Origin of the sequence: Neptuniibacter sp. QD29_5, from assembly GCF_047778125.1 — a bacterium.
In the GTDB taxonomy this organism is placed as follows: Bacteria; Pseudomonadota; Gammaproteobacteria; order Pseudomonadales; family Balneatricaceae; genus Neptuniibacter.
Map to the genome: position 1 here is coordinate 759,141 of NZ_CP180556.1, position 16,350 is coordinate 775,490.

The window sequence follows — 16,350 nt, forward strand, 5'->3', positions numbered from 1 at the left end:
CGTAGCTATAAAATTCTTAGCGGCCAGAGTATTTTTGCACCTGCAGAGATATAAAATAAGGTCGATTGAGGGGAGATAACTTAATGAGCAATGATGGCGTGAATAAGGGTCGGCGCCGTCTCCTAATCGGTGCTACATCCGCAGTTGGTGCGGTTGGTGCTGTAGGAGCAGCTGTCCCATTCGTAGCTTCCTGGACGCCGAGTGCGAAGGCAAGAACTGCCGGCGCACCTGTCAAGGTGGATGTAAGTAAACTGGAACCAGGTCAGCAGGTAATCGCTAGCTGGCGTGGTAAGCCTGTGTGGATCGTTCGTCGTGGCGAAGAAGCATTGGCTAATCTGGCTAAGCTAGATAGCAACTTGCAGGATCCAAAATCTGATAACCCTGCACAGCAGCCTGATTACATTCCAAAAACACCTGCACGTGCTCTGCGTGAAGATATCGCTGTTTTGGTAGGTATTTGTACTCACCTAGGTTGTTCTCCAACTTATCTTCCTGAAGTAGGTGTTACATCTGGTCAGGGTGAAGATTGGGTTGGCGGTTATTACTGCCCATGTCATGGTTCTCGTTTTGACCTTTCTGGTCGAGTAATGAACGGTTCCCCGGCTCCAAGTAACCTTGTGATCCCGCCTCATCACTATGAGAGCGAAAATGTGATCATCGTAGGTATTGATCAGGAGACTGCATAATGGCTGGTTCTCGTAACAAAGGTAACCCAGGTATCATGGGTTGGATTGATGATCGTTTCCCAGCTACAGCTATGTGGGAAGATCACCTATCTAAATACTACGCTCCAAAGAACTTTAACTTCTGGTACTTCTTTGGTTCATTGGCGCTTCTAGTGCTTGTTAACCAGATCCTAACAGGTATCTGGCTAACCATGTCTTACAATCCTTCTGCTGAAGGTGCGTTTGCTTCAATCGAATACATCATGCGTGATGTTGAATACGGCTGGTTGCTACGCTATATGCACTCTACCGGTGCGTCTGCATTCTTCGTGGTTGTTTACCTGCACATGCTTCGTGGCATGATGTACGGTTCTTACCGTAAGCCTCGTGAGCTAGTATGGCTATTCGGTATGACAATCTACCTAGCGCTTATGGCTGAAGCTTTCATGGGCTACCTATTGCCATGGGGTCAGATGTCTTACTGGGGTGCACAGGTAATCGTATCTCTATTCGCTGCTGTACCATATGTTGGTCCAGAACTAGCTGAATGGATCCGTGGTGACTACCTGATCTCTGGTATTACTCTAAACCGTTTCTTCTCTCTGCACGTAATTGCTCTACCAATCGTTCTATTAGCATTGGTTGTTCTGCACATTATCGCGCTACACGAAGTGGGTTCTAACAACCCAGACGGTATCGAAATTAAAGATAACAAAGATGAGAACGGTGTACCTGTTGACGGTATCCCATTCCACCCTTACTACTCTGTTAAAGACATTGTAGGTGTGGTTGTGTTCCTATTTGTTTTCTGTGCAGTAGTCTTCTTCTTCCCAGAAGGTGGTGGCTACTTCATTGAGGCGCCAAACTTTGAGCCTGCTAACCCGCTGAAAACACCTGAGCATATCGCGCCTGTATGGTACTTCACACCATTCTACGCAATGCTACGTGCTATCCCACCAATCCTAGGTTCTCAGTTCCCAGGTGTTGTTGTGATGGGTGCAGCGATTGCGATCTTGTTTGTGCTTCCTTGGTTGGACCGTAGCCCAGTTAAATCCATCCGTTACAAAGGTTGGATGAGTAAGCTGTGGTTGGTTATCTTCTGTGTAAGCTTCGTAATCCTGGGTTACTTGGGTGTTGTTGCATCTACTCCAGGTCGTACGCTAGCGGCTCAGATCTGTACTGCGCTTTACTTCGCATACTTCTTCCTGATGCCGTTCTACACCAAGATGGAAAAAACTAAACCGGTTCCAGAAAGGGTTACAGGCTAATGAAAAAGTTTCTTATTGCATTAGTAATGGCGGCGCTGCCGATGGCTGCAAGCGCTGCTGGTGGTGCTAAAGGCCACCTTGATGAGATGGATGTAGATCTACATAACCAAGCATCTTTGCAGCGTGGTATGCAAACGTTTGTAAACTACTGCTTGGGCTGTCACTCTGCTGAATATCAGCGTTATGAGCGTGCTGCACTAGATCTAGGTATGAATCCAGAGCTTGTTGCTGAACACTTGATCTTTGGTGATCACAAAGTGGGTGAGCAGATGACTATCTCTATGGACAAAGGCGATGCTGGTAAGTGGTTCGGTAACCCTCCACCAGATCTTACGCTAGAAGCGCGTCTGCGTGGTCCAGATTGGTTGTACACTTACCTACGTAGTTTCTACGCTGATGAGTCTCGTCCATGGGGTGTGAACAACGCAGTGTTCAAAGACGTTGGTATGCCGAACGTACTTGGCCCACTTCAGGGTGAGGTTGTTGCAAGCTGTTCTTGGGAAGAAATGAACGCTCACGGTTTGCGTGGTGAGGGTATTGATCCTCTAACTAACAAGCCGCTAACTAGCTGTACTTCTGTTAAGAAGGGCACTGGTGAGCTATCTCCAGAAGAGTTTGATGCGCTAGTATATGATCTAGTTAACTTCATGGTTTACATGGGTGAGCCATCTAAGTTGGACTCTCAGCGTATCGGTACTTACGTGTTGATCTTCTTGTTCCTATTCTTCTTCCTTGCGTATGCGCTGAAGAAAGAATTCTGGAGAGATGTACACTAATAGCTTTACGATATAATCGTGAGCTTTAAAACGCGGCCTCTTTTTTAAGGGGCCGCGTATCTGTTTCTAATAAGGGGTATTCTTAATGGGTGTTGTGGCAAAACGTTCTTCCATGTCCTTCTACTCTAATGGCGAGGACCAGTATAGCCATCGAGTTCGTATCGTCCTGGCAGAAAAGGGTGTTGCTGTAGAGATTCATGATTGTGATGAAGGTAATCTTCCTGAAGATCTAACTTCAATGAATCCGTACAATAGCCTGCCAACTTTGTTGGATCGCGATTTGGTTCTTTATGAGCCAAATGTGATGATGGAATATCTTGATGAGCGCTTCCCTCATCCGCCACTATTGCCTGTTTATCCAGTGGCCCGTGCTGAAAGCCGACTATACATGTATCGCATTCAGCGTGACTGGTGTGATCTTGCGGATAAAATCATTGAAGCTGCGATGGCTGATGATGAAGATACAGCAGAAGAGGTTCGTAAAGAGCTGCGTGATAGCTTGATTACGATTTCACCGATCTTTGCTGATAAGCCTTTCTTTATGAGCGAAGAGTTTACTTTGGTTGATTGCTGCTTAGCCCCACTATTGTGGCGTTTGCCGTTGTTGGGTATCGATCTTCCAGAAGATCAGTGCAAGCCTTTGGTTAAGTATATGGAACGCCTATTTGAGCGTGAATCTTTCCAAATGAGCTTGTCAGAAGCAGAGCGCGAAATGCGCGATTAATTGTTTCGTAGTAAAGTTAAAAAAGGGATGATGTTTCATCCCTTTTTTTATGTCGTAATTTTGTTAAATGTTTGGATAAAGAAATGAAGCCGAGTCGCCCTTATCTTGTTAAAGCACTGTATGACTGGTTATTGGATTGTGATTTAACACCTCATCTTTTGGTAGATGCTACGCAGGATGATGTTGCTGTTCCTACGCAGTTTATTGATGATGGCCAGATTGTTTTAAATATTAATCCATCAGCGGTTCGGGATTTTTATCTCGATGATCGAGCGCTGTCTTTTAATGCGCGTTTTTCAGGCCAGCCAATGGATATATATGTACCGATGGCGGCTATCTTAGCCATCTATGCACGTGAAAATGGGCAGGGTATGGGCTTTGGTGGTGAGCCAGGTGTTGACTGCTATACGCAGGAGTTGGCAATACTGGATAACGTAGAAGATATGGATGCGGATGAGCCTAAGGAAGCTGAAAAGCCAGCAAAGTCAAAAAGGCCGTCATTAAAAGTTGTAAAGTAGTTGAGGGAAGTGGAAGGGTTGAACCTATAGAATTAAAGGTGCGTACTAAGGGTTAGTACGCACCGTGGCTCTTATCGATTAACGTATTCAAACACTTTTACAATTTTCTCTACGCCAGCGATATTTCTTACGATATTGATAGCATTCTCAGCTTCTTGAGGGCTTACAAGGCCCATAAGGTAAACCGTGCTGCTATCAGTTACTACCTTGATGCGAGATCCATCAACTGCTTCGTTTGTTAATAGCTCTGCTTTAACTTTTGTGGTTAGCCACGTGTCGTTAGTGCGAGCGATAGTGGATGAAACGCCAGAGATTTTTACTTCGTTATGAATCTTGCGTACTTTACGTACTTGGCTGACGATCTGTTCAGCTTCCTGTCTTGCGCTTTCTGCAGGTGCTTGGCCAGTTAACAGAACAACGCCGTTATAGCTTGTTACACTGATATTGGTCGCCTGCATCTGTTCTGAGCCCTTGGCAAGGTTAACCATGGATAGTGTTTCAATCACTTCATCGTCTATGTATGAACCAACGGTTCGATTGCCAGGGTCTTCCTGAATAGGACCTTCTCTTCCGGCACTTAGGATATCGGAACAGCCTGTAACTAATAGCGATAAGCTAATCCCTGCAATTAAACTAAATGTCTTTTTGTTGATCATGTTTATTCGCTTCCAAAAAGTTGGTAGTCAATTAAATCGCATAAAGAGTGCAAAACTAGTAACTGCGCATGGTGAACTAGCGAACTATCGTCGCTAGGTACGCATATCTCGATCTCTTCTGGGCTGAGAAGCGCTGTGATATCGCCACCATCAGAACCGTTCAGGACGATAACAGTCATTTCACGATCATGGGCGGCTTGTATTGCTTGTACAAGGCTGCTGGAACGACCGTGAGGTGTTATCAGTAATAAAATGTCCCCAGGTTGGCCTAAAGCATGGATCTGTTTGGCTTGTGCATCCATAAAGCCGCTATCTTCACAGATCGCGCTTAAGGTAGCGCCATCTGAGTTAATATTGATTGCGGGTAGACCTGGGCGCTCATGCCTGAATCTATTCATCAATAGTGCGGTGAAGTGTTGCCCTAAAGATGAGGAGGCTCCATTGGCACAGCAGAGAATCTTGTTCTCACTGACAAGGCAATGGAGTAAAAGTTCGCCAGCATGGGCAATAAGTGGAGTGTACTGCTCAATGGTGATCGCGTTGACTTCCATTGAGTTGTGAAACTGGCTGACAATGCGGTCTTCGAGTTCCATGCTGTCCTTAATCGTTTACCTTAAGTTCTGAAGGCATCTTTATACCACAGCGGCTCCGTTGGTGCTGCATCATATTCGTAAGCAATGACATCAAATCGGCAATTATTGTTAGAAAATTGCGTTTTATGGCTCAAATAATGTTGTGCTGCTTTAATGATCTTTCGCTGTTTGGTAGTAGTAACTGAAGCTGCTGCACCGCCATACTTTTTTGAATTGCGGTAACGGACTTCGATAAAAACAAGTGTGCGTCGATCTAACATGATTAGATCGATCTCGCCAAAGCGACAATGATAATTGCGTTCGACTAAGGTGAGTTTGTTTTTTGAGAGGAATCTTTCGGCGTGTTTTTCGGCGTCCTTGCCGGTCTTGTTTCTGTCCATGAATGCTGTTTACTCAATAATTTGTGGGATGCCGTCTTTATATTTGGCCCAAGTTAGCGTTCTAAAAACAAGGCCGTTGTTGTTAATACTAAGTTGCCCTGTTTCGCCGTTGATCTGGGTGCCAGGAACCGCACTTAATTGTTTTAGATAGGGATGGATGCGATAAGCATCAAGACCTAGAGCGTATAAGCGACCAAAACGACTGTTTGTGTCATTTCGTTGCTGTGAAATAAGTACTTTGTCTTGGGATGGTGGTTTTAGGTTCCAAGGGGTGCCAAGGAAAGTTACGTTATTTAGGTCCTGGTCTTGGATCGGGTTGTTGCTGCCACTGAAAACGTGCGAAGTTGCGTAGATCGGTAGATCGCCTGCAAAGTTAAAAGCGAGCATGGTGTTTAGCTGTCTTGCATCATTGGGGAGTGCGGTGAGGATGATTGCTTCCATATCATGGCGGCGGTGCTCCTCAAATTCAATTTTGTGGGTATAAACTACTTTTCTTAGGTTCTTGTAGCGCTGTTTACTTTTATCTGTGGATAAAAATTGACTCACATGCTCGGAAAATTCGCTGATATCCCCAAAGTTACTTGAATGAACAACCATGCCGCCTAAGCTTGTGTAGTGTTCTTCAAAAGCCTTGCTGATTTTTTCGCCCCAGCCACTGTTTGGTGTTAATACTGCGGCACGGCGGATGCCGTCTTTCCATGCGCGCTCTGCAATTTGAGTGGCTTCATCTTCTGCCGAAAGGCCAAATTGATACATGCCTTCACGAGCGGGTGAATCGGTGTAGTTTAGGGCGAGTACAGGTACTTGAATGTGCTGATCGGCAGCCAAGGTTGTAACATAGTCTTTAGCTAAAGGCCCGATGATCATATCGACTTGTTGCTCATTAACGATTGAAGCCAGCTGAATCGGGGTGTTTATCTTTTCAGAGTCCAGAAATAGAAGTTCTGGAGAGGTTTTGCCTGGTTGTTGGCTGCGTAGGTGAGCCATCATAATGCCTTCTTTGATGGCGTTGGCAGGTCTGGCTAATTTGCCTTCAAGCGGCAATAGTACTGCTATTTTTTGAGCTGAGAATGTCTGTGCACCTAGTCCGCCAAGAGATTGAGGTGGTAGCTTTTGGGCTGGGTGAGATTCCCATAATACGGCCCAGTTATTCAGCGCTTGGTTTTGTGTGTCTAGCTGTGTATTCAGGCTTAGTTCGTAAGCTAGCTCCAACCAGCCTTGCTCATGATAGCTATTAGTGCCACTGTGAATGAGTTCGGAAAGCTGGGTTGCTTCAATTTTTAGTAAACTATTCCAGATCTGATCGTGCAGGATTTGCTTTGCTTCGTCCGTATCGAGCAGTTGGCTTAGTCGGATCAGTTCTTTGGCTTCGCTAAAATGTCGCTGTTGTAGCTGGAAGGCATGGGCGCGCAGCTTGAGAATTTGAATCTCTTGCTCAGTCAGGAGTTTAAGCTCAGATGAGCTATTTAGCCTGTTGAGTTGTTGCAAAGCTTGTTCAGGTTGGTTTTGTTCAAGAGAAGCTTCAGCTTGAAGTTTAGCGATCTCAAAGCGAAGAGATGGGGCTAGGAGGGCAACGTCTATTTGGCTTAGTACGGCAGCAGCTTCTTGCTTGCGGTCTAGGCTAAGTAAAATCTTCGCGGCGTCTGCTCGATACTGAGCAGATTTGATCGGTTTTGCAGAATTCGCTTTTTTAAGTAGGCTTTCTACTCGTTGTTGGTCTTGCTCAGCTGCAGTCAGCGTTGGTTTCGTGGATGTCGTACTAACTGAACAGCCAGAAATAATTGTGCTGATTAAAATTGCTGAAAGAGACAGGCGCCACTGAAATTTCATATACTTCGCAACCCACGTTTTAAGATGGTATCTGTAATGTTAGAACCCGCACTGTACGTTGTAGCAACGCCAATAGGAAATCTGCAGGATATGACACCTCGCGCTATTGAGGTCTTGCAGCAAGTTGAGTTGATAGCTGCTGAGGACACACGTCATAGTGCCCGTTTGATGGCGCATTTTGGTATCAATACCCGCCTTGTTTCCGTCCATGAGCATAACGAACGCCAGCGAATTGAGACGATTGTACACCAGTTGCAATCTGGTGCCAGTGTTGCACTAATTTCTGATGCTGGAACGCCGCTAATTTCGGACCCTGGATATGTTGTAGTTCAGGGGGTTAGAGAGCAGGGCTTTAAAGTTGTGCCTGTTCCTGGCTGTGTGGCTTTTATTGCTGCGTTGTCTGCGGCGGGTTTGCCTACAGATCGATTTATCTTTGAGGGATTTTTGCCGCATAAATCGAGCGGTCGTAAGCAGCAGCTAAAGGGGTTGGTTGATGAAACGCGAACGCTGATCTTTTATGAATCTCCGCATCGTATTCTGGCCTCCCTGAAAGATATGCAGTCAGTCTTTGGTGGTGAGCGTGTTGTGGGTATTGCTCGTGAGCTAACTAAAACTTATGAAACGATCCATGTGGATAAGTTGGATGCTGTCATAGAGTGGATGGAGGCTGATTCCAATCAGCAGCGCGGTGAGTTTGTTGTTTTGGTTCACGGTATAGAAAATAAAGGCGCAGCTGAACTGGATGCTAAGGCTCTGGAGGTGTTGGATATTCTTCTTGCAGAGTTGCCAGCGAGTCAGGCAGCTTCTTTGGCAGCAAAAATTACCGGTTTGAAGAAAAAAGTGCTTTATCAGGCGGCTTTAGATCGCTAACTGATTTCGCTTTTGTTAGAATTCGCGTCGAGGAGTTTGCCAGGCAGTCGCTGCCTTCTTTGAAGGTGGAGGAAAGTCCGGGCTCCAAAGGGTAGAGTGCCAGATAACGTCTGGGCGGCGCGAGTCGACGGAAAGTGCAGCAGAAAATATACCGCCTAAGCATCCTCGGATGCCGGTAAGGTTGAAATGGTGCGGTAAGAGCGCACCGCGTGGGTGGTAACACTCCACGGCATGGTAAACCCCACTCGGAGCAAGACCAAATAGGGTTCCTATAGGCGTGACCCGCGCTGGAACCGGGTAGGTTGCTTGAGGTGCATAGTGATATGCATCCCAGATGAATGATTGTCCACGACAGAACCCGGCTTATCGGCAAACTCCTCATTATTCTTTCTTTTCAGGAAGAGCGGTGTCCACTGCTTTTCCAGTAAAGGTCTGATTCACCTAATTCATTGTTTTATATGCAGTCTCTCGATGCTTTGTTTTTGAGAGCTTCTCTTTGTATGCATTTCTCTAATGTTTGATCTCTGATAACCGTCATTTACGGCGCTTTCAGCCTTGCTTTAGTTGGGGTTACTTTCTATAGTGTGCTCTAGTGGGATAAAGTGGGTAAAAGTGGGTTTTTCTGTAATTTAAGTGGGTTTTGAGAGCCGAAAATGTTTAGAGGCGTTAATCAAATCAATCTGGATGCCAAGGGGCGCATGGCGATTCCGGCACGTTATCGCGAGAAAATCGCGACGTGTTGCGATGGTCAGCTCGTGGCTACGATTGATACTGAGGAGCGCTGTTTACTGCTTTATCCACTGGAAGAATGGGAAGTTATTCAGGAAAAAATTGAAAGCCTGCCCAGCTTTAATCCAGCAGCGCGTCGAATTCAGCGCCTATTGATTGGTCATGCAACAGACCTTGATATGGATGGAAATGGGCGATTGCTTTTGCCTGCTCCACTTCGAGAGTATGCCGAGCTCGATAAAAAAATTGTGTTGCTTGGGCAAGGGCAGAAGTTTGAAATCTGGAGTGAATCCAGATGGTTGGCTACCCGTGAAGAGTATCTTCAAGAGGTAGAAGGTGGCATGGCAATGCCTGAAGAATTACAAAATTTATCGCTATAGCGGATCGAGTAACGACGAATGAGCCAGGAATTTAAACATATCACAGTGCTGTTAAATGAAGCTGTAGAAGCTTTAGTGCAGGACGCGTCTGGTTTCTATGTCGACGGGACCTTTGGTCGTGGCGGTCATTCTGCATTGGTATTGGATCAATTGGCAGAAGATGGTCGGTTAATGGGGATCGATAAAGACCCAACTGCTATAGCGCATGCGCACGAACGTTTCGCAGATGAAGATCGTTTCTCTATAGCGCACGGCAGCTTTGCACAATTGCAAGAATTTGTAACTGAGCGTGGTTTGCAAGGACAGGTTGATGGCATTTTGCTGGACTTAGGTGTGTCTTCACCACAGTTAGATGATGCTTCCCGAGGGTTTAGCTTTCTAAATGATGGTCCGCTGGATATGCGAATGGACACCTCTTCTGGTGAAAGCGCGGCTGATTGGATCGCTCGCGCAGAAGAGAAAGAGATTGCTGATGTGATTTATACCTATGGCGAGGAGCGTTTCTCCCGTCGTATGGCGAAAGCGATTGTGGCTAAGCGTGAAGAAGAGCCAATTACCACGACAGCGCAGCTTTCAAAAATCATTGCTGAAGCCAATCCTGCTTGGGAAAAAGGTAAGAACCCTGCAACACGTGCTTTCCAAGGTATTCGTATCCACATTAATCGTGAATTGGAAGATCTGGAAAGCTGTTTGGATCAGGCTTTAGAAATGTTGAAAGTGGGTGGGCGTCTAGTAGTTATTAGCTTCCACTCACTAGAAGATCGGATTGTGAAGCGCTTTATTCGTCAGCATGTTAAAGGCGATGAGCATATTCCACGTGGTATTCCGGTTACAAACGATATGTTGAAAATTCGGTTGAAGAATGTAGGTAAGGCTGTGAAAGCGAGTGCCTCTGAAACCGAAGAGAACGTACGGGCTCGAAGTGCAGTTATGCGAGTGGCTGAAAAGGTCGCTTGATGCTTGGAAAGTTCTGGAAAAATTGGGTTGGCGATCAGGAGGATGAGAAGGGGAATTCATCTGGTCGAGACAATTTTTATAGTGCTGAAGAGTTGCTGAGCCCATTTTTATTGGTGTTTGTGTTGGTTGTGGTGCTTTTGGTGTCGTGCTTGGGCGTAGTAATGAGCGCCTTTGAATATCGACAGCTATTTAACCAACATCAGGAATTGATACAGCAAAGGGATGAGCTTCAAGTTGAGTGGGGACAGTTACTGCTTGAGCAAAGCGCATGGGCTGCCAATAACCGAGTTGAACAACAAGCAACGAGCGTGTTGGGCATGAAAGTGCCAGATGTTGAACAAATAGAGATCGTTAAGCATGAGCGATAACACTGAAGCAGCAGTTGGTAGAGGATGGCGCCTTTGGTTGGTGCTGGTTCTTCTATTGCTCGTTGCAGGTGGAATTACGGCTCGCATGCTTTCCCTTTATGTAGAAGAACAGTCGTTTTTGCAAACCCAAGGCGATGCTCGCTCATTGAGAACGGTTCAGGTACCTGCTCATCGCGGGATTATCACGGATAGGCATGGTGAGCCTTTGGCGGTGAGTGCACCGGTAGCGACTATTTGGGCTGATCCGAAAATGACAGATATGCAGCACGATGGTTTGTCAAAACTAGCGGTGCTGCTGAAAACGAACAAAAAGAAACTACTGGCTAAGTTATCTGAAAATCGCAGCCGTAGGTTTTTGTATTTACAGCGTCAAGTTACACCTGAGCTAGCTGAAAAAATTAGAGCTTTGCGTATACCGGGTGTGCATGTTGATCGTGAATATAAGCGTTACTACCCGGCAGCCGAGGTCACAACGCATCTGGTTGGTTTTACTAACTTGGATGGTAAAGGCCAAGAAGGTTTAGAGCTGGCTTATGAGGATTGGTTAAAGGCTGATGCTGGTAAGCAGCTTGTAATGAAAGATCGTTTGGGTAGAACGATCAAGCATATTCGCGAAGTTAAGCCAGCGCTGCATGGTAATGATATTCAGCTAAGTATCGATTTAAGGCTGCAATATCTAGCGTATAGAGAATTAAAAGCGTCAGTAAAAGCGCATAAAGCTGATGGCGGGTCGATTGTGATGCTTGATGCATCTACGGGCGAAGTGTTGGCGATGGTTAATCAGCCATCTTACAACCCAAATGATCCAAAACAGAGAATTTCGACGGCATTAAGAAACAGAGCGTTAACCGATACATTTGAGCCGGGTTCGACGGTTAAACCTATGACGGTTGCTGCGGCCTTGATGAGCGGAGAATACGAGCCGGAAACGATCGTAAATACTGCACCTGGTTATATGCGGGTTAAAGGTAAAACCATCCGAGATCATCGTAATTACGGTGAGATAGATATCTCAACCATTATTACGAAATCAAGCAATGTGGGTGTAACGAAGTTGTCGTTAAGCTTACCTGAAGGTTCAGTACGTAATCTGTATCACAATTTAGGCTTAGGGCAGGCAACAGGCATCGGATTCCCGGGTGAAAGTACAGGTTATCTGCCTTATCTGAATTCGAGGCAGCAAGTTGAGCGTGCGACGCTTTCTTATGGCTATGGCTTATCGGTAACGCCATTGCAGCTAGCGCAGTCATATTTGGCGTTGGCTAATGATGGGGTCGTTAGCCCTGTCAGTCTGATTCGACAGAACGAAGCAGGCAAACCTGTTCGAGTCATGCCTGCGGATGTGGCGGTTGATGTCCGTGAAATGATGGAAACGGTGATTAGCGTTAAAGGTACGGGTCGAAGAGCGGCTGTGCAGGGATATCGAGTAGCCGGCAAAACAGGCACAGTGCATAAAGTTGGCCGCGGTGGATATATCGACGATCAGTATATATCTACATTTGCAGGTTTGGCGCCGGTAAGTGATCCGCGCTTAGTAACAGTAGTGATGATTGATAACCCTAAAGGCCAGGAATATTACGGTGGTGAGGTAGCAGCTCCGGTTTTTTCAAGAGCGGTAGGTGGAGCTTTGCGTTTGATGAATATCCCACCGGATAATTGGCCGGAAGTAAATAAGCAGGTTGCTCAGCGTTGAATGAGGTGACTATGTTGGAAATCAGTAGAACATTGAAAGAGATTGCGCCGGAGTGGGTTGATGAAACTTACGCCGGCTTTGTCGTATCTGCTATTTCGCAAGATAGCCGCACGGTTACGCCCGGCACTCTGTTTATTGCTCGATCCGGTATTCAGCATCGTGGTGTCGATTTCGTTGAAGCGGCTGAAAAAAGTGGTGCAGTAGCGATTTTGTTGGATAGTCGTGAAGTTGATGATTGTCCTTCGCTTGGCATCCCAGTGATTTCTGTGCCTGATTTAGTCAGTCAGATTGGCCCTGTGGCTGCGAATTTTTATGGTCACCCAAGCCGTCATCTGAATGTTATTGGCATTACGGGGACTAACGGTAAAACCTCTTGTGCGCATTTTGTTGCACAGGCGATGAATGCTATAGGCACGAAAACAGCAATTGTTGGCACCATCGGAAATGGTTTTCCAGGCCAGCTAGAACAGGCAACTCATACAACGCCAGATGCTGTAGGCTTGCAGCGTTTGTTTGCTGAATTACGCGCAGCAGGTGCTGAAAGCGTTGTGATGGAAGTCTCTAGTCATGCTTTACAGCAGGGCCGAGTTGCTGGGGTTGAATTTGATTATGCCGCACTCACCAACTTAAGCCGTGATCATCTGGATTACCACGGTTCTATGGCTTCTTACGGTGCGGCTAAAGCAAGATTGTTTAAACGCTTTGATCTAAAAGCTTCTGTTATCAACAGTGATGATGCTTTTGGTCAAACGTTGTTAGCTGATGACGAAGTTAAAGGTAAAAAAGTAGCGGTTGGGCGTGCACAAGGCGATTATCTGATCGCGGCATACCGTTTAGCTTTGCACGGCATCGAAGCGGAGCTGAAAACGGCGCAAGGCAACTTTGCTTTCGCTAGTAAAATTATCGGCGAATTTAATCTGGACAATCTGCTTCTCGTAGCAGCTTTGCTCTCCGAGCAAGGGTTTAGCCGAGAGCAGGTTATGCACGGGCTTTCCAAATTAGATGCAGTGCCTGGGCGAATGCAGGCATTGGTCACTGCGGATAAGCCGTTGGTAATTATTGATTATGCGCATACGCCAGATGCTCTAGAGAAAGCAATCCAAGCTGTTAGAGCTCATACGTCAGGGCGTTTGTGGTGCGTATTTGGTTGTGGTGGCGACCGCGATACAGGTAAACGAGAACTAATGGGTAATATTGCAGACCGATTTGCAGATCGGTTGGTTGTGACTAGCGATAACCCAAGAACCGAACAGCCAGATAGCATTATTGAGATGATCGAGAGCGGTATTCATGATCATCAGGCGGATGTTGAAGCGGATCGTGCAGAAGCGATCAGAATGGCGATCAATGCTGCTTCACCAGAAGATGTCGTGTTGATCGCAGGTAAAGGTCACGAAAATTATCAAGAGATTGCTGGTACACGTTACCCGTTTAGTGATGTTGATGTGAGTAAGTCAGTTTTAGGGGTAGCGGTATGATTGGTCAGTGGTTTTTGCAGCAGTTAAAACAAGCTTTTGGCGGGCAGATAACGGCTGATACTGAATTTACAGGTGTAAGTACAGACACGCGTACGATTAAGCAGGGTGATCTATTCGTAGCATTGGTTGGCCCTAATTTTGATGGTCATCAGTTTATAGAACAGGCACTTGAAAAAGGCGCAGTCGCCGCGGTTGTTTCTCGATCTATGCCAGAAATTAAAGCGCCATTGTGGCAAGTTGAAGATACGCGTATTGCTTTAGGGAACATTGCGCAAGCGAATCGTCAGCGCTTTGATGGCACTGTTTACGCAGTGACAGGTAGTAGCGGGAAAACGACTGTTAAAGAGATGCTATTTGCAATTCTGTCCCAAAATAATCAGGTATTGGCTACTAAAGGTAATTTGAATAACGACATCGGTGTACCGCTAACGCTTTTTGAATTAAGTGATCAGCATCAAATTGCTGTGATTGAACAGGGTGCTAGTGCCGGTGGCGAGATTGCTTACACTACTGCGATCTCTCTGCCTGATGTTGCGATTTTGAATAACGCGATGGGCGCTCATCTGGAAGGGTTTGGCTCTCTGCAAGGTGTAGTCGAAGCCAAATCTGAGATCTTTTCGCAGTTAGATGAAACTCAAGGCACGGCTGTTATCAACCTAGATGATCCGCATACAGAGTATTGGTTAAATCAAAACCAAGGAAAGCCTCAGAGCAACTTCTCTCTTAGCTCCGAGAAAGCTGTTGTGTATGCGTCGGACTTGAAACCATCTAGCAATGGCTGTTTTTCTTTTGTTTTGCACAGAGGCTCTGAGTCTAAAACGGTTCAGCTGCAGGTGATGGGACAGCATAACGTTGCAAATGCCCTAGCTGCGGCAGCTGCTGTAAGCGCTAAAGAAATGTCGTTAGCGGAAATTTGCAGCGGTTTGGAATCCTTCACTGCAGTATCTGGACGTATGCGTTGCTTGTCGACAGCGTCTGGTGCTCAAGTAATTGATGATAGTTATAACGCCAATCCTGGTTCGGTAAATGCGGCAGTGGATCTGCTGGTTAGTTTGCCGGGTAAATCAGTATTGGTTTTAGGAGATATGGCTGAATTAGGGGCAGATGCCGCTGATCAGCATGCACAGGTAGGTTGTCGGGCAGCGCAGAAGGGGGTTAGTTGTTTCTATGCAACTGGCGTGCTGTCCCGGCACTCTGTTTCAGCGTATAACGCTGCAGCAGATGGGCAGGGAATGCATTTTGAAACACGTGAAGAATTAACAACTGCATTGAAAGAGTTAGCTGGTCAGAATACCAATATTCTGATTAAAGGCTCGAGAAGTGCAGCGATGGATCAGGTCGTGAAGAACCTGACTGAAGGGGAATAGAAGGCAATGCTACCACTGCTGGCAGAATTTTTATCGGAATATTACAGCGGCTTTGCTGTATTTCAGTACCTAACCCTGCGTGGGATTTTGGGTGTATTAACAGCATTGTTGATAGCTTTGTGGGTCGGCCCTCATATGATCAACAAACTCCGTAGTAATCAGATAGGTCAAGCGGTACGAGATGATGGTCCTCAGACGCATTTGAGCAAAGCAGGTACACCAACAATGGGTGGTGCTTTGATCCTAGTTGCAATTGCGATTAGTACCCTTTTGTGGAGTGATCTGACTAACCCTTATGTGTGGATTACGTTGGGTGTGACGCTTATTTTTGGTGCAGTGGGCTGGGTCGATGATTATCGCAAAGTGGTTGAGAAAAACCCACGAGGGTTGCCTGCTAAGTGGAAGTATCTGTGGCAGTCAGTAGGTGGTATGGGTGCGGCAGTATTGCTCTATAGCATGGCTTCCACACCTGTTGAAACAGAACTTCTGATTCCATTCCTAAAAGATGTGTCGATCGATCTCGGTATCTTCTTTATCGTCTTTACCTACTTTGTAATTGTCGGTAGTTCTAATGCGGTAAACCTTACTGATGGCTTAGATGGTCTAGCTATTTTGCCAACCGTAATGGTGGCTGGAGCATTAGGTGTATTTGCATATCTGTCCGGTAACATCAATTTTGCGGAATATCTATTGATCCCTTACGTACCGGGTTCTGGTGAGCTGATTATATTCTGTGGTGCCATGGTTGGTGCTGGTCTTGGTTTCTTGTGGTTTAACACTTATCCAGCTCAAGTGTTTATGGGAGATGTCGGTGCCTTGTCTTTGGGTGCTGCGCTTGGTGTTATTGCCGTTATCGTCCGTCAGGAATTTGTACTGTTCATTATGGGCGGTGTGTTTGTTGCTGAAACCGTGTCAGTAATTTTGCAGGTTGCATCGTTTAAATTAACAGGTCGCCGTATCTTCCGTATGGCGCCTTTGCATCACCATTTTGAATTGAAAGGTTGGCCAGAGCCTCGTGTAATTGTTCGTTTCTGGATCATCACAGTAGTTTTGGTGCTGATTGGCTTAGCATCTCTGAAAATTCGTTAAGGTAAAGTT

17 protein-coding genes and 1 other RNA gene are annotated in these 16,350 nt (G+C 46.1%); 14 read left to right on the forward strand and 4 right to left on the reverse strand.

Annotation, left to right across the window (positions count from 1 at the left end; genetic code table 11):
- Positions 1-83: 83 nt before the first annotated feature.
- From petA to ACMXYR_RS03410, 5 genes are all read left to right on the forward strand, one after another.
- On the forward strand, positions 84-686 hold the full coding sequence (gene petA, locus ACMXYR_RS03390; protein WP_415902912.1) for a ubiquinol-cytochrome c reductase iron-sulfur subunit: 603 nt from the start codon (positions 84-86) through the stop codon (positions 684-686).
- Positions 686-1,933, forward strand: coding sequence for a cytochrome b (locus tag ACMXYR_RS03395; RefSeq protein ID WP_415883621.1), 1,248 nt, complete (start codon positions 686-688; stop codon positions 1,931-1,933). Before petA ends, ACMXYR_RS03395 begins: the two co-directional genes overlap by 1 nt.
- Complete coding sequence (locus ACMXYR_RS03400; RefSeq protein ID WP_415883622.1) at positions 1,933-2,709, forward strand: cytochrome c1; 777 nt, start codon at positions 1,933-1,935, stop codon at positions 2,707-2,709. The genes ACMXYR_RS03395 and ACMXYR_RS03400 overlap by 1 nt, the downstream gene beginning before the upstream one ends.
- 85 nt (positions 2,710-2,794) lie before the next feature.
- Positions 2,795-3,433 (forward strand): glutathione S-transferase N-terminal domain-containing protein, encoded by a 639-nt coding sequence (locus ACMXYR_RS03405; protein ID WP_415890413.1) that lies wholly within the window; start codon positions 2,795-2,797, stop codon positions 3,431-3,433.
- A gap of 83 nt (positions 3,434-3,516) precedes the next feature.
- The gene (locus ACMXYR_RS03410; protein WP_415902913.1) at positions 3,517-3,951 is read left to right on the forward strand and encodes a ClpXP protease specificity-enhancing factor; all 435 of its coding nucleotides are present in this window, start codon (positions 3,517-3,519) and stop codon (positions 3,949-3,951) included.
- A gap of 71 nt (positions 3,952-4,022) precedes the next feature.
- On the opposite strand, the gene ACMXYR_RS03415 is transcribed toward ACMXYR_RS03410, so the two are convergent.
- Genes ACMXYR_RS03415 through ACMXYR_RS03430 form a run of 4 tightly spaced genes read right to left on the reverse strand, consistent with a single transcriptional unit; the run spans position 4,023 to position 7,410 of the window.
- Entirely contained in the window at positions 4,023-4,607 is a 585-nt protein-coding gene (locus tag ACMXYR_RS03415) for a BON domain-containing protein (RefSeq protein ID WP_415902914.1), read from the reverse strand.
- A 2-nt stretch (positions 4,608-4,609) separates the two neighbouring features.
- On the reverse strand, positions 4,610-5,200 hold the full coding sequence (locus ACMXYR_RS03420; protein ID WP_415883626.1) for an SIS domain-containing protein: 591 nt from the start codon (positions 5,198-5,200) through the stop codon (positions 4,610-4,612).
- A 20-nt stretch (positions 5,201-5,220) separates the two neighbouring features.
- On the reverse strand, positions 5,221-5,580 hold the full coding sequence (locus ACMXYR_RS03425) for a YraN family protein (RefSeq protein WP_415893567.1): 360 nt from the start codon (positions 5,578-5,580) through the stop codon (positions 5,221-5,223).
- Positions 5,581-5,589: 9 nt separating this feature from the next.
- Entirely contained in the window at positions 5,590-7,410 is a 1,821-nt protein-coding gene (locus ACMXYR_RS03430) for a penicillin-binding protein activator (protein WP_415902915.1), read from the reverse strand.
- 36 nt (positions 7,411-7,446) lie between these two features.
- Here ACMXYR_RS03430 and rsmI point away from each other — a divergent pair, with 36 nt between their 5' ends.
- From rsmI to mraY, 9 genes are all read left to right on the forward strand, one after another.
- Entirely contained in the window at positions 7,447-8,280 is an 834-nt protein-coding gene (gene rsmI / locus ACMXYR_RS03435) for a 16S rRNA (cytidine(1402)-2'-O)-methyltransferase (RefSeq protein ID WP_415902916.1), read from the forward strand.
- Between the two features lie 31 nt (positions 8,281-8,311).
- An RNA gene (rnpB, locus tag ACMXYR_RS03440) (RNase P RNA component class A) lies at positions 8,312-8,662 on the forward strand.
- A gap of 271 nt (positions 8,663-8,933) precedes the next feature.
- The gene (gene mraZ, locus ACMXYR_RS03445) at positions 8,934-9,389 is read left to right on the forward strand and encodes a division/cell wall cluster transcriptional repressor MraZ (protein ID WP_415883635.1); all 456 of its coding nucleotides are present in this window, start codon (positions 8,934-8,936) and stop codon (positions 9,387-9,389) included.
- A gap of 18 nt (positions 9,390-9,407) precedes the next feature.
- Positions 9,408-10,346: a 16S rRNA (cytosine(1402)-N(4))-methyltransferase RsmH gene (gene rsmH / locus ACMXYR_RS03450; RefSeq protein ID WP_415895030.1), complete on the forward strand. Its 939-nt coding sequence runs from the start codon at positions 9,408-9,410 to the stop codon at positions 10,344-10,346.
- Positions 10,346-10,714, forward strand: coding sequence for a cell division protein FtsL (ftsL, locus tag ACMXYR_RS03455; RefSeq protein WP_415895029.1), 369 nt, complete (start codon positions 10,346-10,348; stop codon positions 10,712-10,714). Before rsmH ends, ftsL begins: the two co-directional genes overlap by 1 nt.
- Positions 10,704-12,407, forward strand: a complete 1,704-nt coding sequence (locus ACMXYR_RS03460; RefSeq protein ID WP_415902917.1) for a peptidoglycan D,D-transpeptidase FtsI family protein — start codon at positions 10,704-10,706, stop codon at positions 12,405-12,407. Before ftsL ends, ACMXYR_RS03460 begins: the two co-directional genes overlap by 11 nt.
- A gap of 11 nt (positions 12,408-12,418) precedes the next feature.
- Positions 12,419-13,885 (forward strand): UDP-N-acetylmuramoyl-L-alanyl-D-glutamate--2,6-diaminopimelate ligase, encoded by a 1,467-nt coding sequence (locus tag ACMXYR_RS03465; RefSeq protein WP_415902918.1) that lies wholly within the window; start codon positions 12,419-12,421, stop codon positions 13,883-13,885.
- Positions 13,882-15,252 (forward strand): UDP-N-acetylmuramoyl-tripeptide--D-alanyl-D-alanine ligase, encoded by a 1,371-nt coding sequence (locus ACMXYR_RS03470; RefSeq protein ID WP_415902919.1) that lies wholly within the window; start codon positions 13,882-13,884, stop codon positions 15,250-15,252. Before ACMXYR_RS03465 ends, ACMXYR_RS03470 begins: the two co-directional genes overlap by 4 nt.
- A gap of 6 nt (positions 15,253-15,258) precedes the next feature.
- Entirely contained in the window at positions 15,259-16,341 is a 1,083-nt protein-coding gene (mraY, locus tag ACMXYR_RS03475; protein ID WP_415902920.1) for a phospho-N-acetylmuramoyl-pentapeptide-transferase, read from the forward strand.
- Positions 16,342-16,350 lie beyond the last annotated feature (9 nt).